Below are 19,758 nucleotides of genomic sequence, written 5' to 3'. Positions count from 1 at the left end.
CACGATCAGGGCACGGTGATGCCGGCGGCCAGGTTCGCGGCGACTTCTTTCTCCCAGTGGCTGAACGCATGGGTGGTGTCGACCTCCACCTCGAACCGGTCGGTCATATCCGAGGTGACGGCCGCGGCGTCGACGTAGAACTGCTCGTACCACCGGCGCAGCTGGTACACCGGACCGTCCTCTTCGGTGAGCAACGGATTCTCGACAGGCGCCTTGTGCTTCCAGATCTCGACGTCCTCCAAGAATCCCGCACCAAACGAGCGGCTCATCGCCGCGGCGAGTTTGGTGGCCTTCTCCGCCGGCAGATTCGGCATCTGTTGGACGGCGACGCCCCACTGCAGCATGAAGGAATTCTGCGTGACCGGGTAGTGACAGTTGATCAGCGCGATCTCGGCGGTGAAGTCGGGCGCGAGGTCGTTGTGCAGCCAATTGATCATGTAGGCCGGGCCGAAGTAGGTCGCCTCAGAGCGCAGGTAGGTGCCCTCCCACAATCTGTCGGCGCCCGGGGAGTCCGGCCGCACCTTGCTCTCCATGTACTGGCTGGCGCAGGTTCCCTCGATGACGTTCTTGAAGTAGGTCGGATAGGAGTGATGGATGTAGAAGAAGTGCGGCCATGTCGACGATGTTGTCGATGATCTCTCGGCAGTTGGCGCCTTCGATCAGAACCGAATCCCACTGCCACGGCGACCACCTGCCGGCGTCCATTCCTTCGATCTGCGGCGGAGTCAGGTCGGCCGGTGGCGTCGAGCCCTCCGGGTCGTGCCACACCAGCAGTTGGCCGTTGACCTCGCAGGTGGGCCAATGCCGCGTGCGCGCTATCCGCGGCGGTCGTTTGGCATAGGGCACCTGCACGCACCGTCCGGTCGAGCCCTGCCAACGCCAGTCGTGAAAGGGACAGGCCACAGTGTCACCCTTGACGGTGCCCCGGGACAGGTCGCCACCCATGTGCCGGCAGTACGAGTCCAGCACGTGCACGGCACCGCTGGAGTCGGCGAACACCACCAACCGGATGCCAAACGCGTTGATGCCGTGCGGCTTACCGTCCCGGAAGGTTTCGGCCAGCCCCAGGCAATGCCATCCCCGGGCATAGCGGGTCTTCGGTATGCCGTGGTCCAACTCGCGGATCGCGGAGTCGCTCATCGTCTCTACCCTTCGCCTCGCAGGTAGCTTTGCCGGCCATAGGACGTGAATTCGGCGTCCAGTGAACGCTTGTCTTCGTCGGTCATGCGGGTGTATTCGGGGGTACCCCGCCCGACCCAGCGGTATACCGGTTCGTCGGTGTGCCAGCGCTGCGCCTGCAGTTCACGCTTGAGCACCTTGTTCGAGCCGGTCACCGGCAGGCTGGCCGAGACCCGCAGAAATCGTGGGAAGCCCTTGCGGCCCAGGTCGGGTTGGGCGGCCAGATACCCGGCGAAGGCTGCCGCGTCGAAGCTGTCCGGGTCGGCGACCTCGACGGCACCCATCACCTGGTCGCCGGAGCGCGGGTCGGGCACCGCGTAGACGCCGGCACTGATGATCAGCGGGTGCCGGCGCAGCACCTGTTCGATGGTCAGCGCGGAGGTGTTCTCGCCGTCGACCCGGATCCAGTCGCCGCGGCGGCCGGCGAAGTACAGGAAGCCGGCTTCATCGCGGTAGCCGAGGTCGCCGGTCCAGTACCAGCCGTCACGGATCTTGTCGGAGTCCGCGGCGTCGTTCTTGTAATAGCCCTCGAAGTCGCGGGCCCCGGTCCTGTCGACGATCTCGCCGACCGCGTCGTCGGCGTTGGCCACCCTGCCGTGTTCGTCGAGGATCGCCGTGGCGCATTCGGCACGGGTCTTCGGATCGACGATGGCGATGCCCGCATGCGCCGGACGGCCCAGCGCGCCGGGCGGTGCCGCCGGGTCGGGTATCGCCGCGTTGCCACCCTCACTGGAGCCGTATCCCTCGTGCAGGACGGCTCCGAACCGGCGGAGGAACTCCGCCTGATCCTGTGGCGACGCCTCAGTACCGAAGCCGCGAACCAGGACGTTGTCGGCGTCGTCGGGCTGTTCGGCGGTGGCCAGCAGGTAGCCCAGCGCCTTGCCCACGTAGGTGAAGAACGTTGCGCCGAAGTAGCGCACGTCGGGCAGGAACTGCGATGCCGAGAACTTGGGTGTCAGACAGATGGTGGCTCCGTTGGCCAGCGCGGGCGCCCATAGCGCCATGATCGCGTTGCCGTGAAACAGCGGCATGCAGCAGTAGTCGACGTCAGAGCGCACGTGACCGAATTTGGCGGTGGCCATCTCGGCGATCCGGACCAGCCGGCCCTGGCTGCACTTGACTGCCTTCGAGGCACCGGTGGTGCCCGAGGTGAACAGCAGCAGTAGCAGCGATTCCGGCCCCACGCCCGTGGCGGCAGCCGGCTCCACCCGGTGCTCGTCGAGCAGTGCGGCGTAGCCGGGCTCGTCTATCACCAGGAAGCGGTCGGGATTCAGTCCGTGGTCCAGGCCGCGCAGCCGGTCCATCCCGACGGTGTCGGTGACGATCAGTTGACAGTCCGCGTGCCGGATCTCCGCGGCCATCTCGGCATCCCCGCGGGTGGGGTTGATCCCGACGATGACCCCGCCCGCCAGCGCGCCGGCGCCGAGCCAGAACACGAAATCTTCGACGTTGTCCAGCAGTACGCCGATGTGAAACGGTCCGTCCCGGCGCAACGACGACGCCAGGGCGGCCCGCGCAGCGGACTCGCGCACCACGTCGTCCCAGGTCCAATCCCGTTGCCGGGTGCGCAGGCCCAGATGCCGATCGCCGAGGCGATCCAGCAGCAGCCCCGCGATGTCAGGACGCATTGGCCGCGGGCGCGTGAACGAGATCGATGTAGGACTGCGGGAGGTCTTCGCGGGCCACCGGGGTCACGCTGCGCACGCCGGCGAAGTAGGAGTCCTCACCGACGATCTTGCCGTTGGCGTCGAGCGGCCACAGCAGCACCTGCCGATACACCACCAAGTAGTCGGCATCGGGATCCTCGACCTCAATCCCGAGGATGGCGGTCTGCGAACCCGGGTACAGCTGCTTCATGTTCCCCTCGGTCACCACACAGTCGTCGTCGACCACCAACCGGTCGATCTCGAACTCCAACACATTGGTCCGGGTCGCCATGAAGGCCGTGTAGTAGGTGTGCACGCCCTCGGTGGTCTTGGGACCGACATCCTGACCGCCCATCCAGAAGTGGTAGTCGGGCTCGGGGCTCAGCGTCCCCATCACCTGGTCGAGGTCGGGCGACGCCTCGCCCTTCATGTGCTCGATCACCACTTGGAGGGCGGCCCGGTGCCGCTCATTGGTGGTTTCGGCCAACCGCTTCTCCAAGGGGGCCCAGGTCCGGCTGGGGTCGATGACGGCCACGATTCTCGCTCCTTCGTTCAGGTGGTGATCATCATCACTGCAACCACCGACGCCGGTCATCCGCCATACGTCTGGCGAATCATGGATTGTGTCCGACGTTTGTCGGTCCGTTGCCGGTGAGCTCGGCCGATGACAGTGCGATCCGGCGCACGAAGAGCACCAGGGTGGCGGTGAACCGATCGATCGGGTCGGCCAGATCCCAGCCCATCGCCGTCTCGACGTGGGCGATGCGCGCCGCCACCGTGCTGTGGTGCAGGTGCAGCTGGGTGGCGGTGCGGCGCAGCGAACCGAGCACGCAGAACGCCTCGGTGGTGTCGACGTCGTGCGCACCGGCCGGTTTCGCCGCGATCGCGTTGATCCGCGCCACATCGTGGTGCCGCAGCACCTGCTCCAGCGGCAGGTCGGCCAGCAACTCCAGGACACTGAGCCGTTCGTAGGCGACCGCTCGCCGCCCGTAGTGGGTGGACGACGCGAATCGCAGACCCCGCTGCGCCTGCTGCCAGGACGCCGCGGCGGCGAACACGGTGGTCTTGGCGCCGATCCCCACCCACGGCCCGCGCCCCACCTGCGCCGGCAACGGTGGCGGAAAGGCCGCGATGATCGCCGCATCGAGCCGGTCCGACAGGGTCCGGGCGTCTTCGGAGCTGTAGCACAGCAGCGCCGTGTCGGCGCCGATCGTGACCGAGCGGACCGGTTGGTCGCCCAGTTCGCGCACGACCACGCGCAACGCCTCTGCAGGCGATCCCGCCGACACCGCCAGCACCCGGACCTCGCGGGTCTCATCGAGGCCCAATAGCCGGATCGCGCGGGCCCGCTCCGCGGGTAATTCGTTGTCGGACAACAACAGTTCCACCAGCGCTGGGTCGCCCAGGCGGACGGTCTCGCCGGCCCGCGATGCCGCCATTCGCAACGCGTGGCGCACTCGGTCGAGCAGTACTTCATCGAGTGGATGGGGTGCGCGGCCCGCGCGTTCCAGCCGGATCTCGGGCTCGGTCGCCGACGTCCACCGCACGGTCACCGGGCATTCGGCAACCGCTTCGGCGGACAAGATCACCGCCTCGGCATCGGCCGACGACTCCAGGAGCGCATCGAAGTGGGCGACCAGCTGCAAGACGGCGGCCGGGTCAGTGCCCAGCTCCGATAGCAGAATCGGGGCGACGCTCACCAGCGCAGGCTACCTGCGTGTGCCGGAGATCGGCTTACAACGCGGGCGCCGAGCCGATGAACGCGACTGCGGCGCGCACCGCCTGGGGGTTGCGCATGATGCGGTAGTGCGCCAGGCGCCCAAGGCCGTTCGTAGCGGTCACGCTCGCCCCCGGCCACACGGATGCCAGCTCCTCGCTGGTGGCAAAGGGACTGTCTGGGTCATCCGGGTCGTGCACGATCAGCAGCGGAGGCGGATCTTTTAGGCACGACGCCAAATGCGGCAGGTCTGCGTGCAGCAGTGGGAATCCCAGCCGGCGGTCAAGGCGCCGGTGCAACGCGTCGCGGATGCGCGGACCGAAACCGTGCCGCCGCGCGAACCAGTCGAGGTAGTGGGCGAAGCCACCCATCGGCGCCAAGAAGACCAACCGCTCGGCAGGTGTCCCCCACGACATTGCCAGCGCGGTGGCCTTGGCGCCGAGCGAGTGCGCGACTATCGCCCGCGCGGGTCCGTGAGCGTCCACCATGGCCTGCACCGCTCGCCCGCATTCGGCAATCGTGGTGCGTCCCGGTGCCAGCTCGCCCGGCCCGGATTCATGGTGGCTGGGCAGGTCGAAGGCGACGACCCGATGCCCGGCCGCGACGAGGGGTTTGACGAAGACGCCCAAATGCGCTCGACATCCGCCCCAGCCGTGCACGAGGTACACCGTTGGTCCCGCACCCCATGCTTCGCCCACGATGCGATGGCCTGACCAAGATGCTTCCACGGGCTCGCCGACGCCCGCACCCGGTGGCATGCGCGTCGACTTCGCCTCCGGCGGCGTACACCACAACTCGATCGCCCAGCGCGCGCCCAGACGTGGCGCCAACCACTCCAGAACACCGAATGCCCTGCGGACCGAGCGCGTGACGTCGGGCTCCAGCCCGGACCCTTGCGTTGCGTGCACGGTATCGACATCGGTCACAAAGCGGGTCCTCTCGGGCACCAACGGCACAGCGCCTCGTTGGCCACCGATCACCTTAGAACCTGCCGGGGATGGCACGCTTCCCCTGACCGGCCCACCGGGCTAGTTGATCGTGAAGCCGCCGTCGACCGCGATGGTCTGTCCCGTGACGTAGCCACCGGCATCCGAGGCGAGCCACAGCACCGAGGCTGCAAGATCTTCCGGGTCTCCCATCCGACCCAGCACGATGCGGTGCGCGACGCTGTCCAGGTAGCCCGGACGATACTGTTCGGTCATCTCCGATGCGAAGAAACCGGGTGCGATCGCGTTGACCCGGATGCCTTTTCGGCCACCCCACTGCTGAGCCAGGTCCCGGGTCAGACCGATGAGCCCAGCTTTGCTGGCGGCGTAGGCCGCCTGCGGGAGACCCGCCGTGGTCAGGCCCAGGATGCTGGAGATGTTGACGATCGACGAACCCGGCCCCATCACCCGCCCGCAGGCCTGCGCCGCCCAGTAGGCCCCGTTGAGGTTGATGTCGATGACCTCCCGGAACTGCTCGGGAGTCTCCCGGGTAGCGGGGTGCGCCGTGCCGATGCCGGCGTTGTTGATCAGCACATCGACCCGGCCGAATCGCTCCATCGCCGCTTCGACCATCCTGGTCGCCGCCGCCGGGTCCGCGACATCGGTCGCCACCGGCAGAGCTGCGCGTCCGGCAGCGGTGACGAGTTCGGCCGCCTGCGCGAGCTTGTCCACCCGCCGCGCTGCCAGCACGACGTCCGCACCGGCCTCGGCGAAGGCCCGGGCGAAATACACGCCGAGGCCCGAGGACGCTCCGGTCACCACCGCGACCTTGCCGTCCATGCGGAACTTGTCCAGTACGCTCACCCGACTCACCTTTCTCGACTTTTCTCCGGTTATTTCAATGCGTTTCGGGCCGCAGCGATGAATTCCGGCGCAGCCTGTGCCGCCGCACCGGCATTCTGTACGTCTTTCGCGCCATGCTGTGCTCGGTGGGTGATCCCTTCGGCGATCACCCCGATTTTGAAGTTCGCCAGCGCCAGGTAGAAGTTCCAGTCGCTCAGGTCTCGGCCGGACAGCCGTGCGTACTCCTCGGCGAGGGCGTCGGCCGACGGCAGGCGTGTACTGGTCCACGCGGCGGGGTGGCCGAACACCAGGTCGAATGCCGGTGACCGGTAGACGCACATCAGGGCGATATCGGTGAGCGGGTCACCGAGGGTGGAAAGCTCCCAGTCCACAACAGCCCGGATGACGTCCGCCTGTTCTGGATCGCAGATGGTGTTGTCGATGCGGAAGTCGCCGTGCACCACCGACGGTTGCGATGTCGGCGGGATGGTGTCGGCCAGTGCGGCGGCCAGCTTCGTGACATCGTCGGACAGCGCGTCATCGTTGCCGGGCGTTTTGACCAGTTCCCACTGGCGAGCCCACAGGCGCACCTGCCGCTCCAGGAAACCATCTGGCCTGCCGAAGGATTCGAGCCCGACGGCGCGGTAGTCGACCGCATGCAGGTCCACCAGAATCCGCACCAGCGCCGAGGCGTTGGCCGCCAGTTCCGCGTCGGACAGGGTGTCCAGATCGTCCTTGTGGCGGTAGACCCGACCGGTCACGAACTCCGTGATTGTCAATGGCGCACCGCACACGGTGCCGTCGGAGTCGAGTGCCACGGGCCGCGCGATCGGAACACCGGTGCCGTAGAGCTTGTCGGTGACCGCGAATTCACGGCCCACATCGTGAGCCGACGGAGTCAGACCGCCGAGCGGAGGCCGGCGTACAACCCAGGCCGACGATTCGTCGCTGACCTTGAAGGTGAGGTTTGACCGGCCACCGGCGATCAGTTCGACGGTGAGTTCTCCCTGAACCGGAACGTCGTTGGCGACGAGATATCGCCGTAGGGCAACCGGATCGAGGGCTTCGGCCGTCACTGCGCGGCGTCCTTGCGAGCGCGCCGGGCGGCCCCGACACGCCGCTTGGCGATGGCCCAGCGGTGCACCTCGGAGGGACCGTCGTACACCCGGAACGGACGCACCTCGCGAGAAAGCCGTGCCGGGGGCAGGTCCTCGGTGACGCCGAGCGCGCCGCACATCTGCACGCTGCGGTCGACGATCCGGAAGATCGCCTCGGCAGCGAATGTCTTAGCGATCGACGTCGCGTCGCCGGCGCTAGAACCCTGATCAAGTTCCCAGCATGCGCGCACCAGCAGCGCTCGGGTGGCCGCGATGTCGATTTCGTTGTCGGCCACCATGTTCTGGATCATGCCGAGGTCGGCGAGCGTCGAGCCGAAGGCCTGACGCTCCACGACGTGCGACAGTGCGGTGTCGTGGCCGCGACGCGCTGCGCCGAGCCATCGCATGACGTGCGTCATGCGCGCGGGCCCGAGACGTACCTGGGCGTATTCGAAGCCGCGGTCCACCTCGCCGAGCACCGCTTCCTCGGGAACCCGAACGTCATCGAAGAACACCTCACAGTGGCCGCCCACCATGGATCGGTCCAGGGTCGGGATGTGTCGGCCGACGGTCAGCCCCGCAGTGTCGGCGGGGACCAGGAACATGGTGGCGCCGCCGCGCTGGCCGGGCTCCCCGGAGGTGCGTGCCATGACGATGAAGAATCCCGCGCCGTCGGCGCCGGTGATGTACCACTTGCGTCCGGTGATGTACCAGTCGCCCGAACGGCGTTCGGCCTTTGTCGTCAGCGCCGACGGGTCCGAGCCCGCGCCCGGCCCTGGCTCGGTCATCGCGAACGCGGATCGCACGTCGCCGGCCGCCAAGGGCGCGAGGTAACGCGCCTTCTGTTCGGGGCTGGCCACCTCCGCCAGCAGGTGCACGTTGCCTTCATCGGGCGCGGCGATGTTCACCGCAGCCGGGCCGAACAGCGAGTAGCCGGCAGCCTCGAAGACCGGCGCCCGGTCGGACATGTTCAAGCCCAGCCCGCCGTATTCGACGGGAGCGTGCGGCGCAAACACCCCCGCATCGCGAGCAGCCGCTTGCAGTTCTTTGACCGCGGCGTCACCGCCCGCGGCGGCGATGTCCCCGCCGAAGCGGTCCTCCACCGGCAGCACCACGTCCTCGATGAACGCTCGCGTCTTTTCGACGAGCGCCGACACTTCCGCCGAGTAGCTCAACTCGATCGCCATGACACCCCATCACCACTCTCGCAATGACCGACCGATCACTCGGCCCGAACACTACGGACTGTGACACAGGAGTCCATTTTCCGTCAAAATCGGCCATCGAGCGGCGCCATTACCCTGCGATATAGTTCAGTAATCCTGAACAAACTGGAGGTAGCCGTGGCGGGATCGCCGGAGTGCGGCACGGCGATCCGCGCCGCCCGTCAGGCCAGAGGCCTGACCGTCCGCGACCTTGCGCAGTGCCTGCAGGTCAGCCCCGCCACAATCAGCGCCATCGAGAACGGCAAGACCGGAATCTCGGTGGCACGCCTGCAGGCGTGCGCCGGGGCGCTGGGTGTCACACCGGCCCAGATCCTGGCGGGCACCGTCTCCGCAGCGTCGGCCCGCCCAGCGCACACCCGCAGCGATGTGGCCGATTCCGCGCAGCGCGACTGGCGACGGTTTCCGCCGCTGACCCTGGACAGCGTCTTGGCCGCTGCCATCGATGCGTTCGTCGACACCGGCTACCACGGCAGTTCCATGCGGGATGTCTCCGCGCGCGCGGGCATGAGTGTGCCCGGGATTTACCACCACTACCCCGATAAGCAGACCCTGCTGGTGGCGATCCTCGACCTGACCATGAGCGAACTGCACTGGCGGGTCACCGCTGCCCGCGCCGACGCCACAACCGGCCTCCAGGAGGTGCGGCTGGTCGTTGAAGCCCTTGCCCTGTTCCACACGCACCGCCAGAAGCTGGCCTTCATCGGAGCCAGCGAGATGCGCAGCCTGACAGCGGCGAATCGGCAACGTATCGCCGACTCACGAAATCAACTGCAGCACACCCTCGACGCCGCCATCGACCGCGCCGCGCGCGAGTCTGACGTCGACGTCGCCGATGTCCTCGACCGCCGCATCGCAGGACGCGCCATCACGACCATGTGCACGTCGCTGCCCCAGTGGTTCAACCCCGACGGTCCGGCCACCCCCGAGGAGACCGCACGCACCTACGCCGATTTCGCTGTCTCCCTACTCACCAAGCCGTGCAGTCCCGGACCGGCTTCCCCACCATCGGCAGCCGACGGCAGAATGTGACCCGTGGCGGGTACCTGGCAGTTCTGGATCGACCGGGGCGGCACGTTCACCGACATCGTGGCGCGCCATCCCGACGGGCGCCTGCTCACCCACAAGCTCCTCTCGGAGAATCCCGAGCAATACCGAGACGCGGCGGTGGCCGGAATCCGCGCCCTGCTGCAGATCGAGAGCGGGGCACCGATTCCGGCCGGGCTGATCGAATCGGTGCGGATGGGCACGACGGTAGCCACCAACGCCTTGCTGGAGCGCGCCGGCGAGCGGACTCTGTTGGTCATCACGCGGGGTTTTGGCGACGCGCTGCGCATCGCCTATCAGAATCGGCCACACATCTTCGACCGGCAGATCGTGCTGCCCGAGCAACTCTACGAGCGCACCCTCGAGGTCGATGAACGCGTGGCCGCAGACGGGACCGTACTGCAGAAACCGGACCTGGAAGCCTTGGCCGCACAGCTGCGGGCCGCCCACGCCGACGGCATCCGCGCGTGCGCGGTGGTATGCCTGCACAGTTACCGAAATCCCTTGCATGAAAGGGTTATCGGTGATCTGGCCCGCGAGATCGGCTTTGACCAGGTCTCGTTGTCGTGTGAGGTCAGTCCATTGCCGAAACTGATCCCGCGGGGCGACACCGCGGTCGTCGATGCCTATCTATCACCGGTACTGCGCCGCTATGTGGCCCAAGTGGCCGACCAGCTCACCGGCGTGCGACTGATGTTCATGCAGTCCAATGGCGGGCTGGCGGCGGCAGATCACTTCCGCGGCAAAGACGCGATCCTGTCCGGTCCGGCCGGCGGAATCGTCGGCATGGTTCGGATGTCGGCGTTGGCCGGATTCGACTCGGTGATCGGTTTCGACATGGGCGGAACCTCCACCGACGTCTCGCATTACACCGCCACGCACGGATACGAGCGGGTGTTCACCACCGAGGTCGCCGGGGTACGGCTGCGCGCACCGATGCTGCACATCCACACCGTCGCGGCCGGCGGCGGTTCGATCCTGCACTTCGACGGCAGCCGCTACCGGGTGGGCCCAGAGTCCGCGGGCGCCGACCCGGGGCCGGCCTGCTACCGGCGCGGTGGTCCGTTGACCGTCACCGACGCCAACGTCATGCTGGGGCGCATCCAACCGGCACATTTCCCCGCAGTGTTCGGGCCGGCCGGCGACGAACCACTGGACGCAGCGACGGTCGGGCGCTCCTTCGCCGCGCTGGCCGACGAAATCCGTTCCGCCACCGGCGATGACCGCAGCCCCGAGCAGGTTGCCGAGGGATTCCTGCGCATCGCTGTGGCCAACATGTCCAACGCGGTCAAGAAGATCTCGGTGGCCCGGGGACACGACATAACCCGCTACGCCCTGACCACCTTCGGTGGTGCCGGTGGACAGCACGCGTGCGCGGTCGCCGACGAGCTCGGCATCCGCACGGTGTTGGTGCCGCCGATGGCGGGCGTGCTCTCCGCACTGGGAATCGGATTGGCCGACACCACCGTGATCCGCGAGCGCGCCGTCGAGGCCGAGCTGGACGCCACCACCCTCGCCGGATTGGCCGAGGTCGCCGACGACCTGGAGCGGCAGGCCCGCGGCGAGCTCGCCGCCCAGCACATCCCGGCCAACCAAACCCACGCGATACGCCGAGTGCACCTGCGCTACCAGGGCACCGACACCTCGATCCCGGTCGAGCTCGGCGGCATCGCTGCGATGACGGCGGCATTCGAAGAGATCCACCGCGGCATGTACTCGTTCCTGATGGAGCGTGCGCTGATCGCCGAGGCGGTTTCGGTAGAGGCGACCGGACTCACCGAGCAACCCGAACTGTTCGGGCGCAGCGATGCCGATACAGCCCGTCAACCCGCTGAAGCCGTGCGCCTCTACGCCGGCGGCGCCTGGCATGACGCGCCGCTGCACCAGCGCGCCGCGATCACCGATGTGGTGGTCGGGCCGGCCGTCATCGCCGAGGACAACGCCACCACCGTCGTCGACGACGGTTGGCAGGCGCAGCTCACCGCCGATGGTCAACTGGTGCTGCAGCGGCTGGCCACTACCGCGCCGGTTTCCGCCGGAACCGCGGCCGATCCGGTGTTGCTGGAGATCTTCAACAACCTGTTCATGGCCATCGCCGAGCAGATGGGAACCCGACTGGAGGCAACCGCCCAGTCGGTGAATATCCATGAACGGCTTGACTTCTCCTGCGCATTGTTCGACGCCGACGGCAATCTGGTGGCCAATGCGCCCCATATCCCGGTGCACCTGGGATCGATGGGCGCCACCGTCAAGGAGGTTATCTCCCGCCGCGCCGACACGATGCGGCCCGGCCAGGTCTATGCGGTCAACGACCCGTATCACGGCGGCACCCACCTGCCCGACATCACCGTCGTCTCTCCGGTGTACGCCGAAGCCGCGGGCGAGGGCGACCCCGTGTTGTTCTTTGTGGCCTCGCGCGGTCACCACGCCGAGATCGGCGGAACCACACCCGGTTCCATGCCCGCGGACAGCCGCTCCGTGGTCGAGGAAGGCGTGCTGTTCGACAACTGGCTGCTGGTCGACGACGGCCACTTTCGCGAGGCACCGACCCGCGACCTTCTCACCGCGGCGACCTACGCCTCGCGTAGTCCCGACACCAACCTCGCGGATCTGCGTGCGCAGGTCGCCGCCAACCAGAAGGGCATCGACGAGATCCGGGCGATGATCGCCCATTTCGGTCTGGATGTCGTGCAGGCCTACATGCGCCACGTCCAGGACAACGCCGAGGAGGCGGTGCGCCGGGTCATCGATTCCCTCGACGACGGCGAGTACCGATATGAGATGGACTCCGGCGCGACGATCGCGGTGCGGGTTACCGTCGACCGTGCAGCTCGCGGTGCCACCATCGACTTCGCCGGGACATCGCCGCAGTTGGCGACGAACTTCAACGCGCCGTCTTCGGTGGCCACCGCCGCAGTGCTCTATGTGTTCCGCACGCTGGTAGCCGACGACATCCCGATCAACGACGGGTGCCTGCGCCCGCTACGGATCACGATCCCGGACGGCACCCTGTTGTCGCCGGCCTACCCGGCCGCGGTGGTTGCCGGAAACGTCGAGACCTCCCAGGCGATCACCGGTGCGCTGCTGGCCGCACTGCGGGTGCAGGCCGAGGGCTCCGGGACGATGAACAATGTCACGTTCGGCAACTCGGGCCACCAGTACTACGAGACGCTCGGCTGCGGGTCGGGCGCAGGCGACGGTTTCGACGGCGCGTCGGTGGTGCAGACCCACATGACCAACTCGCGGCTCACCGACCCCGAAGTGCTGGAGATGCGCTTCCCGGTGTTGTTGCGCGAGTATGCGATCCGGCACGGCAGCGGCGGGTCCGGACGCTGGCACGGCGGTGATGGCGGCGTGCGCAAGATCGAATTCCGTGAGCCGATGACGGTCAGCGTGCTGACCGGACACCGGCGAGTTGCGCCCTACGGCATGGCCGGTGGCCAAACCGGCGACTTGGGACGTAACCGGGTGGAACGCGCGGACGGCTCGGTGACCGAGTTGGCCGGCTGCGACTCCACCGACCTCGGCCCCGGCGACGTGCTGGTGATCGAGACTCCCGGTGGCGGCGGCTATGGCGAGCCCGCCTGATCGCGGGTTAATCTCACGCGATGCGAGACCAGTGGAGCCGGCGCGGTTTCTTCGGCCTCTGCGGCGCGGCCGGTGCCACCGTGCTTCTGGCGTCCTGCTCGTCGGAGGAGCACTCCGACGACGGCGCACCCGGGCCGGTCACCATCGCCCATATCTTCGGCGAGACCACTGTCCCGGAGCCACCCAGCCGGGTGGTGTGTGCCGGCTACACCGGCCAGGACGACCTGCTGGCGCTCGGTGTCGTCCCGATCGCGGTGACCAACTGGTTCGGCGATCAGCCGTTCGCGGTGTGGCCCTGGGCGCAGCGACAGCTCGGGGATGCCAAACCGGTGGTGCTGGACTTGGACAACGGGATCGCGGTGACACAGATCGCCGACCTCAAGCCGGATCTGATCATCGCGACTAACGCCGGGGTGGATGCCGACACATATCAGAAACTGTCGGCGATCGCGCCGACCGTGCCGCAGTCGGGTGGTGACGCCTTCTTCGAGCCCTGGAAGGTTCAGGCCACCGCCATCGGTAAGGCGGTGCATCGCGGCCAGCAGATGCAGTCGCTGATTGACGGGGTCGACCGCGCGTTCACCGACGTCGCCGCTGCGCGCCCCGGCTTCAAGGGCAAGAAGGTGCTGCTGCTGGCCGGCCGACTGGACCAGGGCAATGTCAGCGCCGCCACCGGCTGGCGTACCGCGTTTCTGACCCAGATGGGGTTGACCGTCGCCGCGGCGCCCACGGTGATCGAGCACGAGCGGATCAGATCGGCGCTCGGCGGCGCGGATGTGCTGATCTGGACCACCGAGAGCGACGACGAGCGCACGGCGCTGCTGGCCGAACCGGACATCGCCGGGTTCGAGTCACGCAGCATCTTCACAACCAAGGATCAGGCCGGCGCGATCGCCTTCGCCTCCCCGCTGAGCTACCCGCTGGTGGCCGAACAGCTACCCGCCCTGATCGCCAAGATCACTGGTTAGGGCCAACTCTGCGCGTTCAGTAAGACCCCTCTGGCATACCCCGCAGAATTGTGTTCTACGTCACTATTCGGCGTCATTCGAGGCTACGGTCGTGGCATGAGCGTGGCATTGGATTTCCAGGATTTCACCAAGACCGACGTGGTCCTCGACTACGGCGACAGCGCCTTGTTGCTGCAGTTCGACTCCACCGCCGACGTGCTGGCATGGACCGCGGCGCTGCATTCCGCCGCGCTGCCCGGCGTTGTCGACATCGTCCCGGCGTCCCACACGGTATTGGTGAAACTGGCCGCCCCCCGGTACCGGGCCGGCGTCCGGCGCCGCCTGACGACCCTGGATGTCAACCCGGACGCAGTCCAGACCCGCGCCCCCGATGGGCCCGCAGACGTGGTGGTCGATGTCATCTACGACGGGCCAGACCTGAGCGAGGTGGCCGAACACACCGGCCTGAGCGTCGCCCAGGTCATCAATGCCCACACCGCAACGCCCTGGGTGGTGGGGTTCGGCGGATCCACGCCGGGCTTCGCCTACCTGCTCGGCGGCGACCCTAGGCTGCAGGTGCCCCGCCGCGCCGAGTTGCGGCCGGTTCCGGCCGGCTCGGTGGCGCTGGCCGGCCAGTTCAGCGGCATCTATCCGCGGCAGTGGCCCGGCGGTTGGCAGGTGATCGGCCACACCGACGCCCTGTTGTGGGACCTGGACCGTCCCGACCCGGCGCTGTTGACGCCGGGCCTGTCGGTGCGATTCCGGGCTGCGTGACCGCCATGACAACCACCCTGGAAGTTCTGCACACCGGCCCGCTGGCCCTGGTCGAAGATCTGGGCCGGGCGGGGATGGGTCACCTCGGAGTCAGCCCGTCCGGAGCCGCCGACCGCCGCTCGCACAAGCTGGCCAACCGGCTGCTGGCCAATCCCGATGATCGAGCCACCATCGAGGTGGCATTCGGCGGGTTGTCCGTGCGAGTCCACGGCGGAGACGTCGACATCGCGGTCACCGGCGCCGACACAGACCCGAATGTCAACGGAGCCAGCTTCGGCACCAACAGCATTCAGCATGTCCGCGACGGCCAGGTGGTCTCCTTGGGCAGGCCGCGCTCTGGCCTGCGCAGCTATCTGGCGGTGCGGGGCGGCATCGATGTCACCCCGGTGCTGGGTTCCCGCAGTTACGACGTGATGGGCGATATCGGCCCGGCCCCGTTGCGTGACGGCGACGTGCTGCAGATCGGCGAACGGACCGGCCACTTCCCCGAGATCGACCAGGCGCCGGTGGCGACCATCCCTGACGACGTAGTCGAACTGCGGGTGACACCCGGCCCACGCGACGACTGGTTCGTCGATCCGGACATCATGGTGCGCACCAATTGGCTGGTGAGTAACCGCAGCGACCGCGTCGGCATGCGCTTGGTGGGGATGCCGCTGGAATACCGGTGGCCGGAACGGCAATTGCCCGCCGAGGGAGCCGACCGTGGGGCAATCCAGATCCTGCCGAACGGCTTTCCGATAATCCTGGGTCCGGATCATCCGGTGACCGGCGCCTACCCGGTGGTGGGGGTGGTGGTCGACGAGGACATCGACACGTTGGCCCAGGTTCAGCCCGGGCAGACCGTACGGATGCACTGGTCTCGGCCCCGCCAGCACCCCGCCTCGCGCTCGGCCTGGTAGGCCCGTCGGGTGCCCGGCCAGGTTCATACCGCCCGCCTGATCCATACCAGCGATCTGGACGACGAGACCCGCCGCGGCGCCCATCGGCTGGTCACCGAAGCCTCCGGCGGCACACTTTCCGACGCCGATTGGCAGCACGCGCTCGGTGGCATGCACGCACTGATCTGGCACCACGGCGTCCTGATCGCCCATGGCTCTGTGATCCGGCGCCAACTGCTCTATCGCGGCAGATCGCTGCGGTGCGGCTATATAGAGGCCGTCACCGTCCACGCCGATCACCGGGAGCGGGGCCTGGGCACCGCGGTACTTGAGGCATGCGAACAGGTGATCCGCGGCGCGTTCGAGCTCGGCGCGCTCAGTTCGCCAAGCTTCAGCCGCCGGCTCTACGCCGCGCGCGGATGGTTGCTGTGGCGTGGACCAACGGCCGTCTTAGCACCGACCGGTCCGGTGCGCACCCCCGAGGCGGACGGAACCGTGTTCGTCATGCCGGTGGGTAGAGACCTGGACGTCACCGCCGAGCTGACATGCGACTGGCGGGACGGCCACGTCTGGTAACAACGGGTTAACGGCCCGTGGACAGCCGGTGTATGCCTGGTGGCCGAGCGGGACTGCAGTGAGACGGCTCACAATCCCTGCAGTGTTCATAAGAATCAGCCGTGCGATTCAAGCAGCGCCAGGATTGATTGTTAACTTAATATTGCGTCAGCCTCACAGGCGAACCGGCGCGACTATGCCGGCATTGCGACTGTTCGCCGCCGATCGGAAAGTATTCAACGCTTTGACCTGGGCATACCGGTCGCGCCGGCCGCGTCAGCCCCCCGCGCCGTGCGCGGAGACACTTCGGGCGCAGGGCCGAATTCTGCGGCTCCCTGCCACTCTGCTGCCAATAGTCGCGGGGGCCTGACTTCGGGGCGACTCCCCACGAAAGTGGCCTTATGGTGTGACCGTCACGGCTTGCCCCGGCCCTGCACGGCCCCCCTCTCGAAAGACGCACCCTCATGCTGTACGAGTTCTGGCACAACTTCACCCACAACTTGTTCAAGCCACTGTTGCTTTTCTTCTACATGGGCTTCCTCATCCCGCTGCTGAAGATCCAGTTCGAGTTCCCCTACGTGCTGTATCAGGGCTTGACGTTGTATTTGCTGCTCGCCATCGGCTGGCGGGGCGGCGAAGAGCTCGCAACCGTCGACTCATCGAGCATCGGTGGCGTCCTGGGCTTCATCGTGCTGGGCTTCGCCACCAACCTGATCATCGGATTCGTCGCCTACTGGTTGCTGACCCGGATGACCAAGATGAGACGTATCGACCGAGCCACCGTCGCGGGGTATTACGGGTCGGACTCCGCCGGTACTTTCGCCACCTGCCTTGGTGTGCTTGCAACGTTGGACATAGCGTTCGACGCCTATATGCCGGTGATGCTGGCCGTCATGGAGATCCCGGGCTGCATCGTGGCCCTAGCCCTGGTGTCTCGGTTGCGGGCACGCGGGATGGACGCGCAGGGCAACATGGCCGACGAGCCCGGCTACAACAAGAAAGTCAGCCGCCAGCTCGTCGCCGCCACTACCCAGGCGAACGGGTCGCACACCTCGACCCGGCACAACAAGGGCATCCAAGACGAAATCGACCTTGCGCTGGAAAGGCAGGAGCACGTCCGGCCGAGCGCTGCGACATCGACTACCTCCTCAGCACCGCCCAGCGGAGCGCTGCTGCGCGAAGTGCTGCTCAACCCGGGGCTCTACCTGCTGTTCGGTGGAATCCTCATCGGCTTCGTCGGTCGCCTGCAGGGCGCCTCGGTCATCGAGGACGGTGACCACGTCTTCGTCACCGCGTTCCAGGGGATGCTGTGCCTCTTCCTGCTCGAAATGGGGATGACCGCGTCGCGCAAGCTCAAGGACCTGCGGTCGGCGGGACGCGGTCTGATCGCCTTCGGGTTGTTGGCGCCCAACCTCTTTGCGATAGCCGGAATTTTCATCATCCATACCTACTCGCAAATCACCGGCACCCATTTCGAACCCGGCAGCTACGTGCTCTTCGCGGTGCTGTGCGGCGCGGCGTCCTACATCGCCGTGCCGGCGGTGCAGCGAATGGCGATCCCCGAGGCCAGTCCCACGGTTCCGTTGGCCGCATCTCTGGGCCTGACGTTCTCCTACAACGTGACCATCGGGATACCGCTGTATCTGCAGATCGCCAAGGCCGTCAACCTTTGGCTTCCAGTCAGCTGACAGAAGGTTCCAACCGAACGCAACGCTTCTCCGCTCGGTCGATCGACCAGGCGAAATGTCCTGTGCGCGCGGCCAATACGTGATGTGGGCCACTCGCAGTCGGTGAGCCCACCGCATTTTCAGGTTCTGCTCTGCCACTTGCCAGATCGGGTCGGTAGGTTCGCACACCGTCCATCGTGATGCGAGATTCTGCGCGCAGCGGTGGCCCAGAGCCCGAGGAGATCGCATGACGAACGGCCACATCACAAATTTCGATCCTGAGGACTGCGCAGCCTGGGAGGCCGGCAACGCCGCCATCGCACGCCGCAACCTGATCTGGTCAACCGCCAGTACGCATGTCGCTTTCTCCATCTGGTCGCTGTGGTCGGTGGTCGTGCTGTTCATGCCCGAATCGGTCTACGGCATCAAGGCCGGCGACAAACTCCTGCTCGCCGCAGTCGCGACCCTGGTCGGCGGATGCGTCCGCGTGCCCTACGTTCGGGCCACCGCGAAATTCGGCGGCCGCGACTGGGCGGTGGCCTCCTCGCTGATCTTGCTGATCCCGACCGTCGGGACCCTGCTGCTGCTCGTCAACCCCGGTCAACCACTGTGGATGTATTTGGTGTGCGCTGCGCTGACCGGCCTGGGCGGCGGAAACTACGCCGCCTCGCTGGCCAACGTCGATGCCTTCTACCCCCAGCGCCTCAAGGGCGTCGCCCTCGGACTGTGCGGCGGCATCGGCAACCTCGGGGTGGCAGCCATCCAGCTCGTCGGCCTCCTGGTTCTGGCCACCGTCGGCAACACCAAGCCCGAATTGGTCTGCTCGGTGTACCTGGTGCTGCTTGCCGTGGTGGGCACCTGCGCCGCGCTGTGGATGGACAACCTCGACCACGGCATGGAAGAGGTGGGCAGCATTCGGTCGATCCTGTCGGTCCCGGATAGCTGGATCGTCTCGGCGCTGTACTGCGCGGCGTTCGGCTCGTTCATCGGCTTCGCATTCGCGTTCGCCCAAGTGCTGCACGTCACTTTCGAAAAGGCCGGCCACAGCCCCGCCGAGGCGGCCCTCTACGCCGCGCGAATCGCGTTCCTGGGCCCATTGTTGGGCGCCTTGGCCCGCATCTACGGCGGCCGGGTGGCCGACCGCCGCGGCGGGGGCCGCGTCACCCTGGTGGTGTTCCTCGGCATGATCCTGGCGTCCGCCGTACTGGTCGCGACCAGCACTATCGACGACCACACCAGCCGCGCAACCACATCGACGATCGCGATCTACATCGCCGCGTTCATGGTGCTGTTCATCCTGGCTGGGATGGGCAACGGATCGGTGTTGAAGATGATCCCGTCGATCTTCGAGGCCCGCAGTCGGTCGCTGGACGCCGACGAAACCGAGCGCCGGCATTGGGCACGTTCACATTCCGGCGCCTTGATCGGCTTCGCGACCGCCGTCGGCGCACTCGGCGGTGTCGCCATCAACCTGATCCTGCGTCAGGCCTACGCGAGCTCCGGGTCAGAGACACCGGCGTTCTGGGTGTTTCTGGCGTCATACTGCGCGGTTGCGGGTTTGACCTGGGCGATGTACGTCCGCCGGCCGCGAGGCACCCGAAGCGCCGGCGTTCCGGTCGACACCGAGAAGATCTCGGCGTGACGTGGAACACGGGCCAAATAGGGCAA

Annotated in this window: 15 protein-coding genes and 1 pseudogene; 8 read left to right on the top strand and 8 right to left on the bottom strand. The window is 67.1% G+C overall.

Annotated features, from left to right (window positions below; genetic code table 11):
* Positions 1-5 precede the first annotated feature (5 nt).
* The 8 genes and pseudogenes from MJO54_RS01310 to MJO54_RS01275 all read right to left on the bottom strand — a co-directional run bounded on the left by MJO54_RS01310 (position 6) and on the right by MJO54_RS01275 (position 8,595).
* A pseudogene (locus tag MJO54_RS01310) lies at positions 6-1,140 on the bottom strand (3-ketosteroid-9-alpha-monooxygenase, oxygenase component).
* A gap of 5 nt (positions 1,141-1,145) precedes the next feature.
* Positions 1,146-2,807, bottom strand: a complete 1,662-nt coding sequence (casI, locus tag MJO54_RS01305; RefSeq protein WP_240175512.1) for a steroid-22-oyl-CoA synthetase — start codon at positions 2,805-2,807, stop codon at positions 1,146-1,148.
* Entirely contained in the window at positions 2,797-3,360 is a 564-nt protein-coding gene (locus MJO54_RS01300) for a nuclear transport factor 2 family protein (RefSeq protein WP_464515781.1), read from the bottom strand. The genes casI and MJO54_RS01300 overlap by 11 nt, the downstream gene beginning before the upstream one ends.
* Before the next feature lie 79 nt (positions 3,361-3,439).
* A complete protein-coding gene (locus tag MJO54_RS01295; protein WP_434085454.1) occupies positions 3,440-4,507 on the bottom strand; it encodes a helix-turn-helix domain-containing protein in 1,068 nt (355 codons plus the stop codon).
* A gap of 52 nt (positions 4,508-4,559) precedes the next feature.
* Positions 4,560-5,468 (bottom strand): alpha/beta fold hydrolase, encoded by a 909-nt coding sequence (locus MJO54_RS01290; protein ID WP_105295639.1) that lies wholly within the window; start codon positions 5,466-5,468, stop codon positions 4,560-4,562.
* Between the two features lie 102 nt (positions 5,469-5,570).
* Positions 5,571-6,332, bottom strand: a complete 762-nt coding sequence (locus MJO54_RS01285) for an SDR family NAD(P)-dependent oxidoreductase (RefSeq protein WP_046285990.1) — start codon at positions 6,330-6,332, stop codon at positions 5,571-5,573.
* A gap of 29 nt (positions 6,333-6,361) precedes the next feature.
* Positions 6,362-7,387: a phosphotransferase family protein gene (locus MJO54_RS01280; RefSeq protein ID WP_046285989.1), complete on the bottom strand. Its 1,026-nt coding sequence runs from the start codon at positions 7,385-7,387 to the stop codon at positions 6,362-6,364.
* On the bottom strand, positions 7,384-8,595 hold the full coding sequence (locus MJO54_RS01275; RefSeq protein WP_046285988.1) for an acyl-CoA dehydrogenase family protein: 1,212 nt from the start codon (positions 8,593-8,595) through the stop codon (positions 7,384-7,386). Before MJO54_RS01275 ends, MJO54_RS01280 begins: the two co-directional genes overlap by 4 nt.
* Positions 8,596-8,751: 156 nt before the next feature.
* Here MJO54_RS01275 and MJO54_RS01270 point away from each other — a divergent pair, with 156 nt between their 5' ends.
* The 8 genes from MJO54_RS01270 to MJO54_RS01235 all read left to right on the top strand — a co-directional run bounded on the left by MJO54_RS01270 (position 8,752) and on the right by MJO54_RS01235 (position 19,732).
* Complete coding sequence (locus MJO54_RS01270) at positions 8,752-9,663, top strand: type II toxin-antitoxin system RelB family anti-toxin (RefSeq protein WP_064891109.1); 912 nt, start codon at positions 8,752-8,754, stop codon at positions 9,661-9,663.
* Positions 9,664-9,666: 3 nt separating this feature from the next.
* Complete coding sequence (locus MJO54_RS01265) at positions 9,667-13,266, top strand: hydantoinase B/oxoprolinase family protein (protein WP_240175510.1); 3,600 nt, start codon at positions 9,667-9,669, stop codon at positions 13,264-13,266.
* A 20-nt stretch (positions 13,267-13,286) separates the two neighbouring features.
* Complete coding sequence (locus MJO54_RS01260; protein ID WP_240175509.1) at positions 13,287-14,234, top strand: ABC transporter substrate-binding protein; 948 nt, start codon at positions 13,287-13,289, stop codon at positions 14,232-14,234.
* Between the two features lie 96 nt (positions 14,235-14,330).
* Positions 14,331-14,987: a 5-oxoprolinase subunit B family protein gene (locus MJO54_RS01255; protein ID WP_046285899.1), complete on the top strand. Its 657-nt coding sequence runs from the start codon at positions 14,331-14,333 to the stop codon at positions 14,985-14,987.
* Positions 14,988-14,992: 5 nt separating this feature from the next.
* A complete protein-coding gene (locus tag MJO54_RS01250; RefSeq protein ID WP_240175508.1) occupies positions 14,993-15,889 on the top strand; it encodes a 5-oxoprolinase/urea amidolyase family protein in 897 nt (298 codons plus the stop codon).
* 9 nt (positions 15,890-15,898) lie between these two features.
* The gene (locus MJO54_RS01245) at positions 15,899-16,444 is read left to right on the top strand and encodes a GNAT family N-acetyltransferase (RefSeq protein WP_064891082.1); all 546 of its coding nucleotides are present in this window, start codon (positions 15,899-15,901) and stop codon (positions 16,442-16,444) included.
* 443 nt (positions 16,445-16,887) lie between these two features.
* The gene (locus tag MJO54_RS01240) at positions 16,888-18,111 is read left to right on the top strand and encodes a sodium-dependent bicarbonate transport family permease (protein ID WP_240175507.1); all 1,224 of its coding nucleotides are present in this window, start codon (positions 16,888-16,890) and stop codon (positions 18,109-18,111) included.
* A 226-nt stretch (positions 18,112-18,337) separates the two neighbouring features.
* A complete protein-coding gene (locus tag MJO54_RS01235; RefSeq protein ID WP_240175506.1) occupies positions 18,338-19,732 on the top strand; it encodes an MFS transporter in 1,395 nt (464 codons plus the stop codon).
* Positions 19,733-19,758: the final 26 nt, after the last annotated feature.

The sequence above is a fragment of the Mycolicibacter virginiensis genome (assembly GCF_022374935.2).
Taxonomy (GTDB): Bacteria; Actinomycetota; Actinomycetes; order Mycobacteriales; family Mycobacteriaceae; genus Mycobacterium; species Mycobacterium virginiense.
Note: the sequence above shows the minus strand (reverse complement) of the source record. Positions and strands in the feature narration are given on the sequence as shown.

Coding starts and splice junctions, on each gene's coding strand:
- casI (WP_240175512.1), bottom strand. CDS start 2,807: ATGCGTCCTGACATCGCGGGGCTGCTGCTGGATCGCCTCGGCGATCGG.
- MJO54_RS01275 (WP_046285988.1), bottom strand. CDS start 8,595: ATGGCGATCGAGTTGAGCTACTCGGCGGAAGTGTCGGCGCTCGTCGAA.
- MJO54_RS01260 (WP_240175509.1), top strand. CDS start 13,287: ATGCGAGACCAGTGGAGCCGGCGCGGTTTCTTCGGCCTCTGCGGCGCG.
- MJO54_RS01255 (WP_046285899.1), top strand. CDS start 14,331: ATGAGCGTGGCATTGGATTTCCAGGATTTCACCAAGACCGACGTGGTC.
- MJO54_RS01250 (WP_240175508.1), top strand. CDS start 14,993: ATGACAACCACCCTGGAAGTTCTGCACACCGGCCCGCTGGCCCTGGTC.
- MJO54_RS01240 (WP_240175507.1), top strand. CDS start 16,888: ATGCTGTACGAGTTCTGGCACAACTTCACCCACAACTTGTTCAAGCCA.
- MJO54_RS01235 (WP_240175506.1), top strand. CDS start 18,338: ATGACGAACGGCCACATCACAAATTTCGATCCTGAGGACTGCGCAGCC.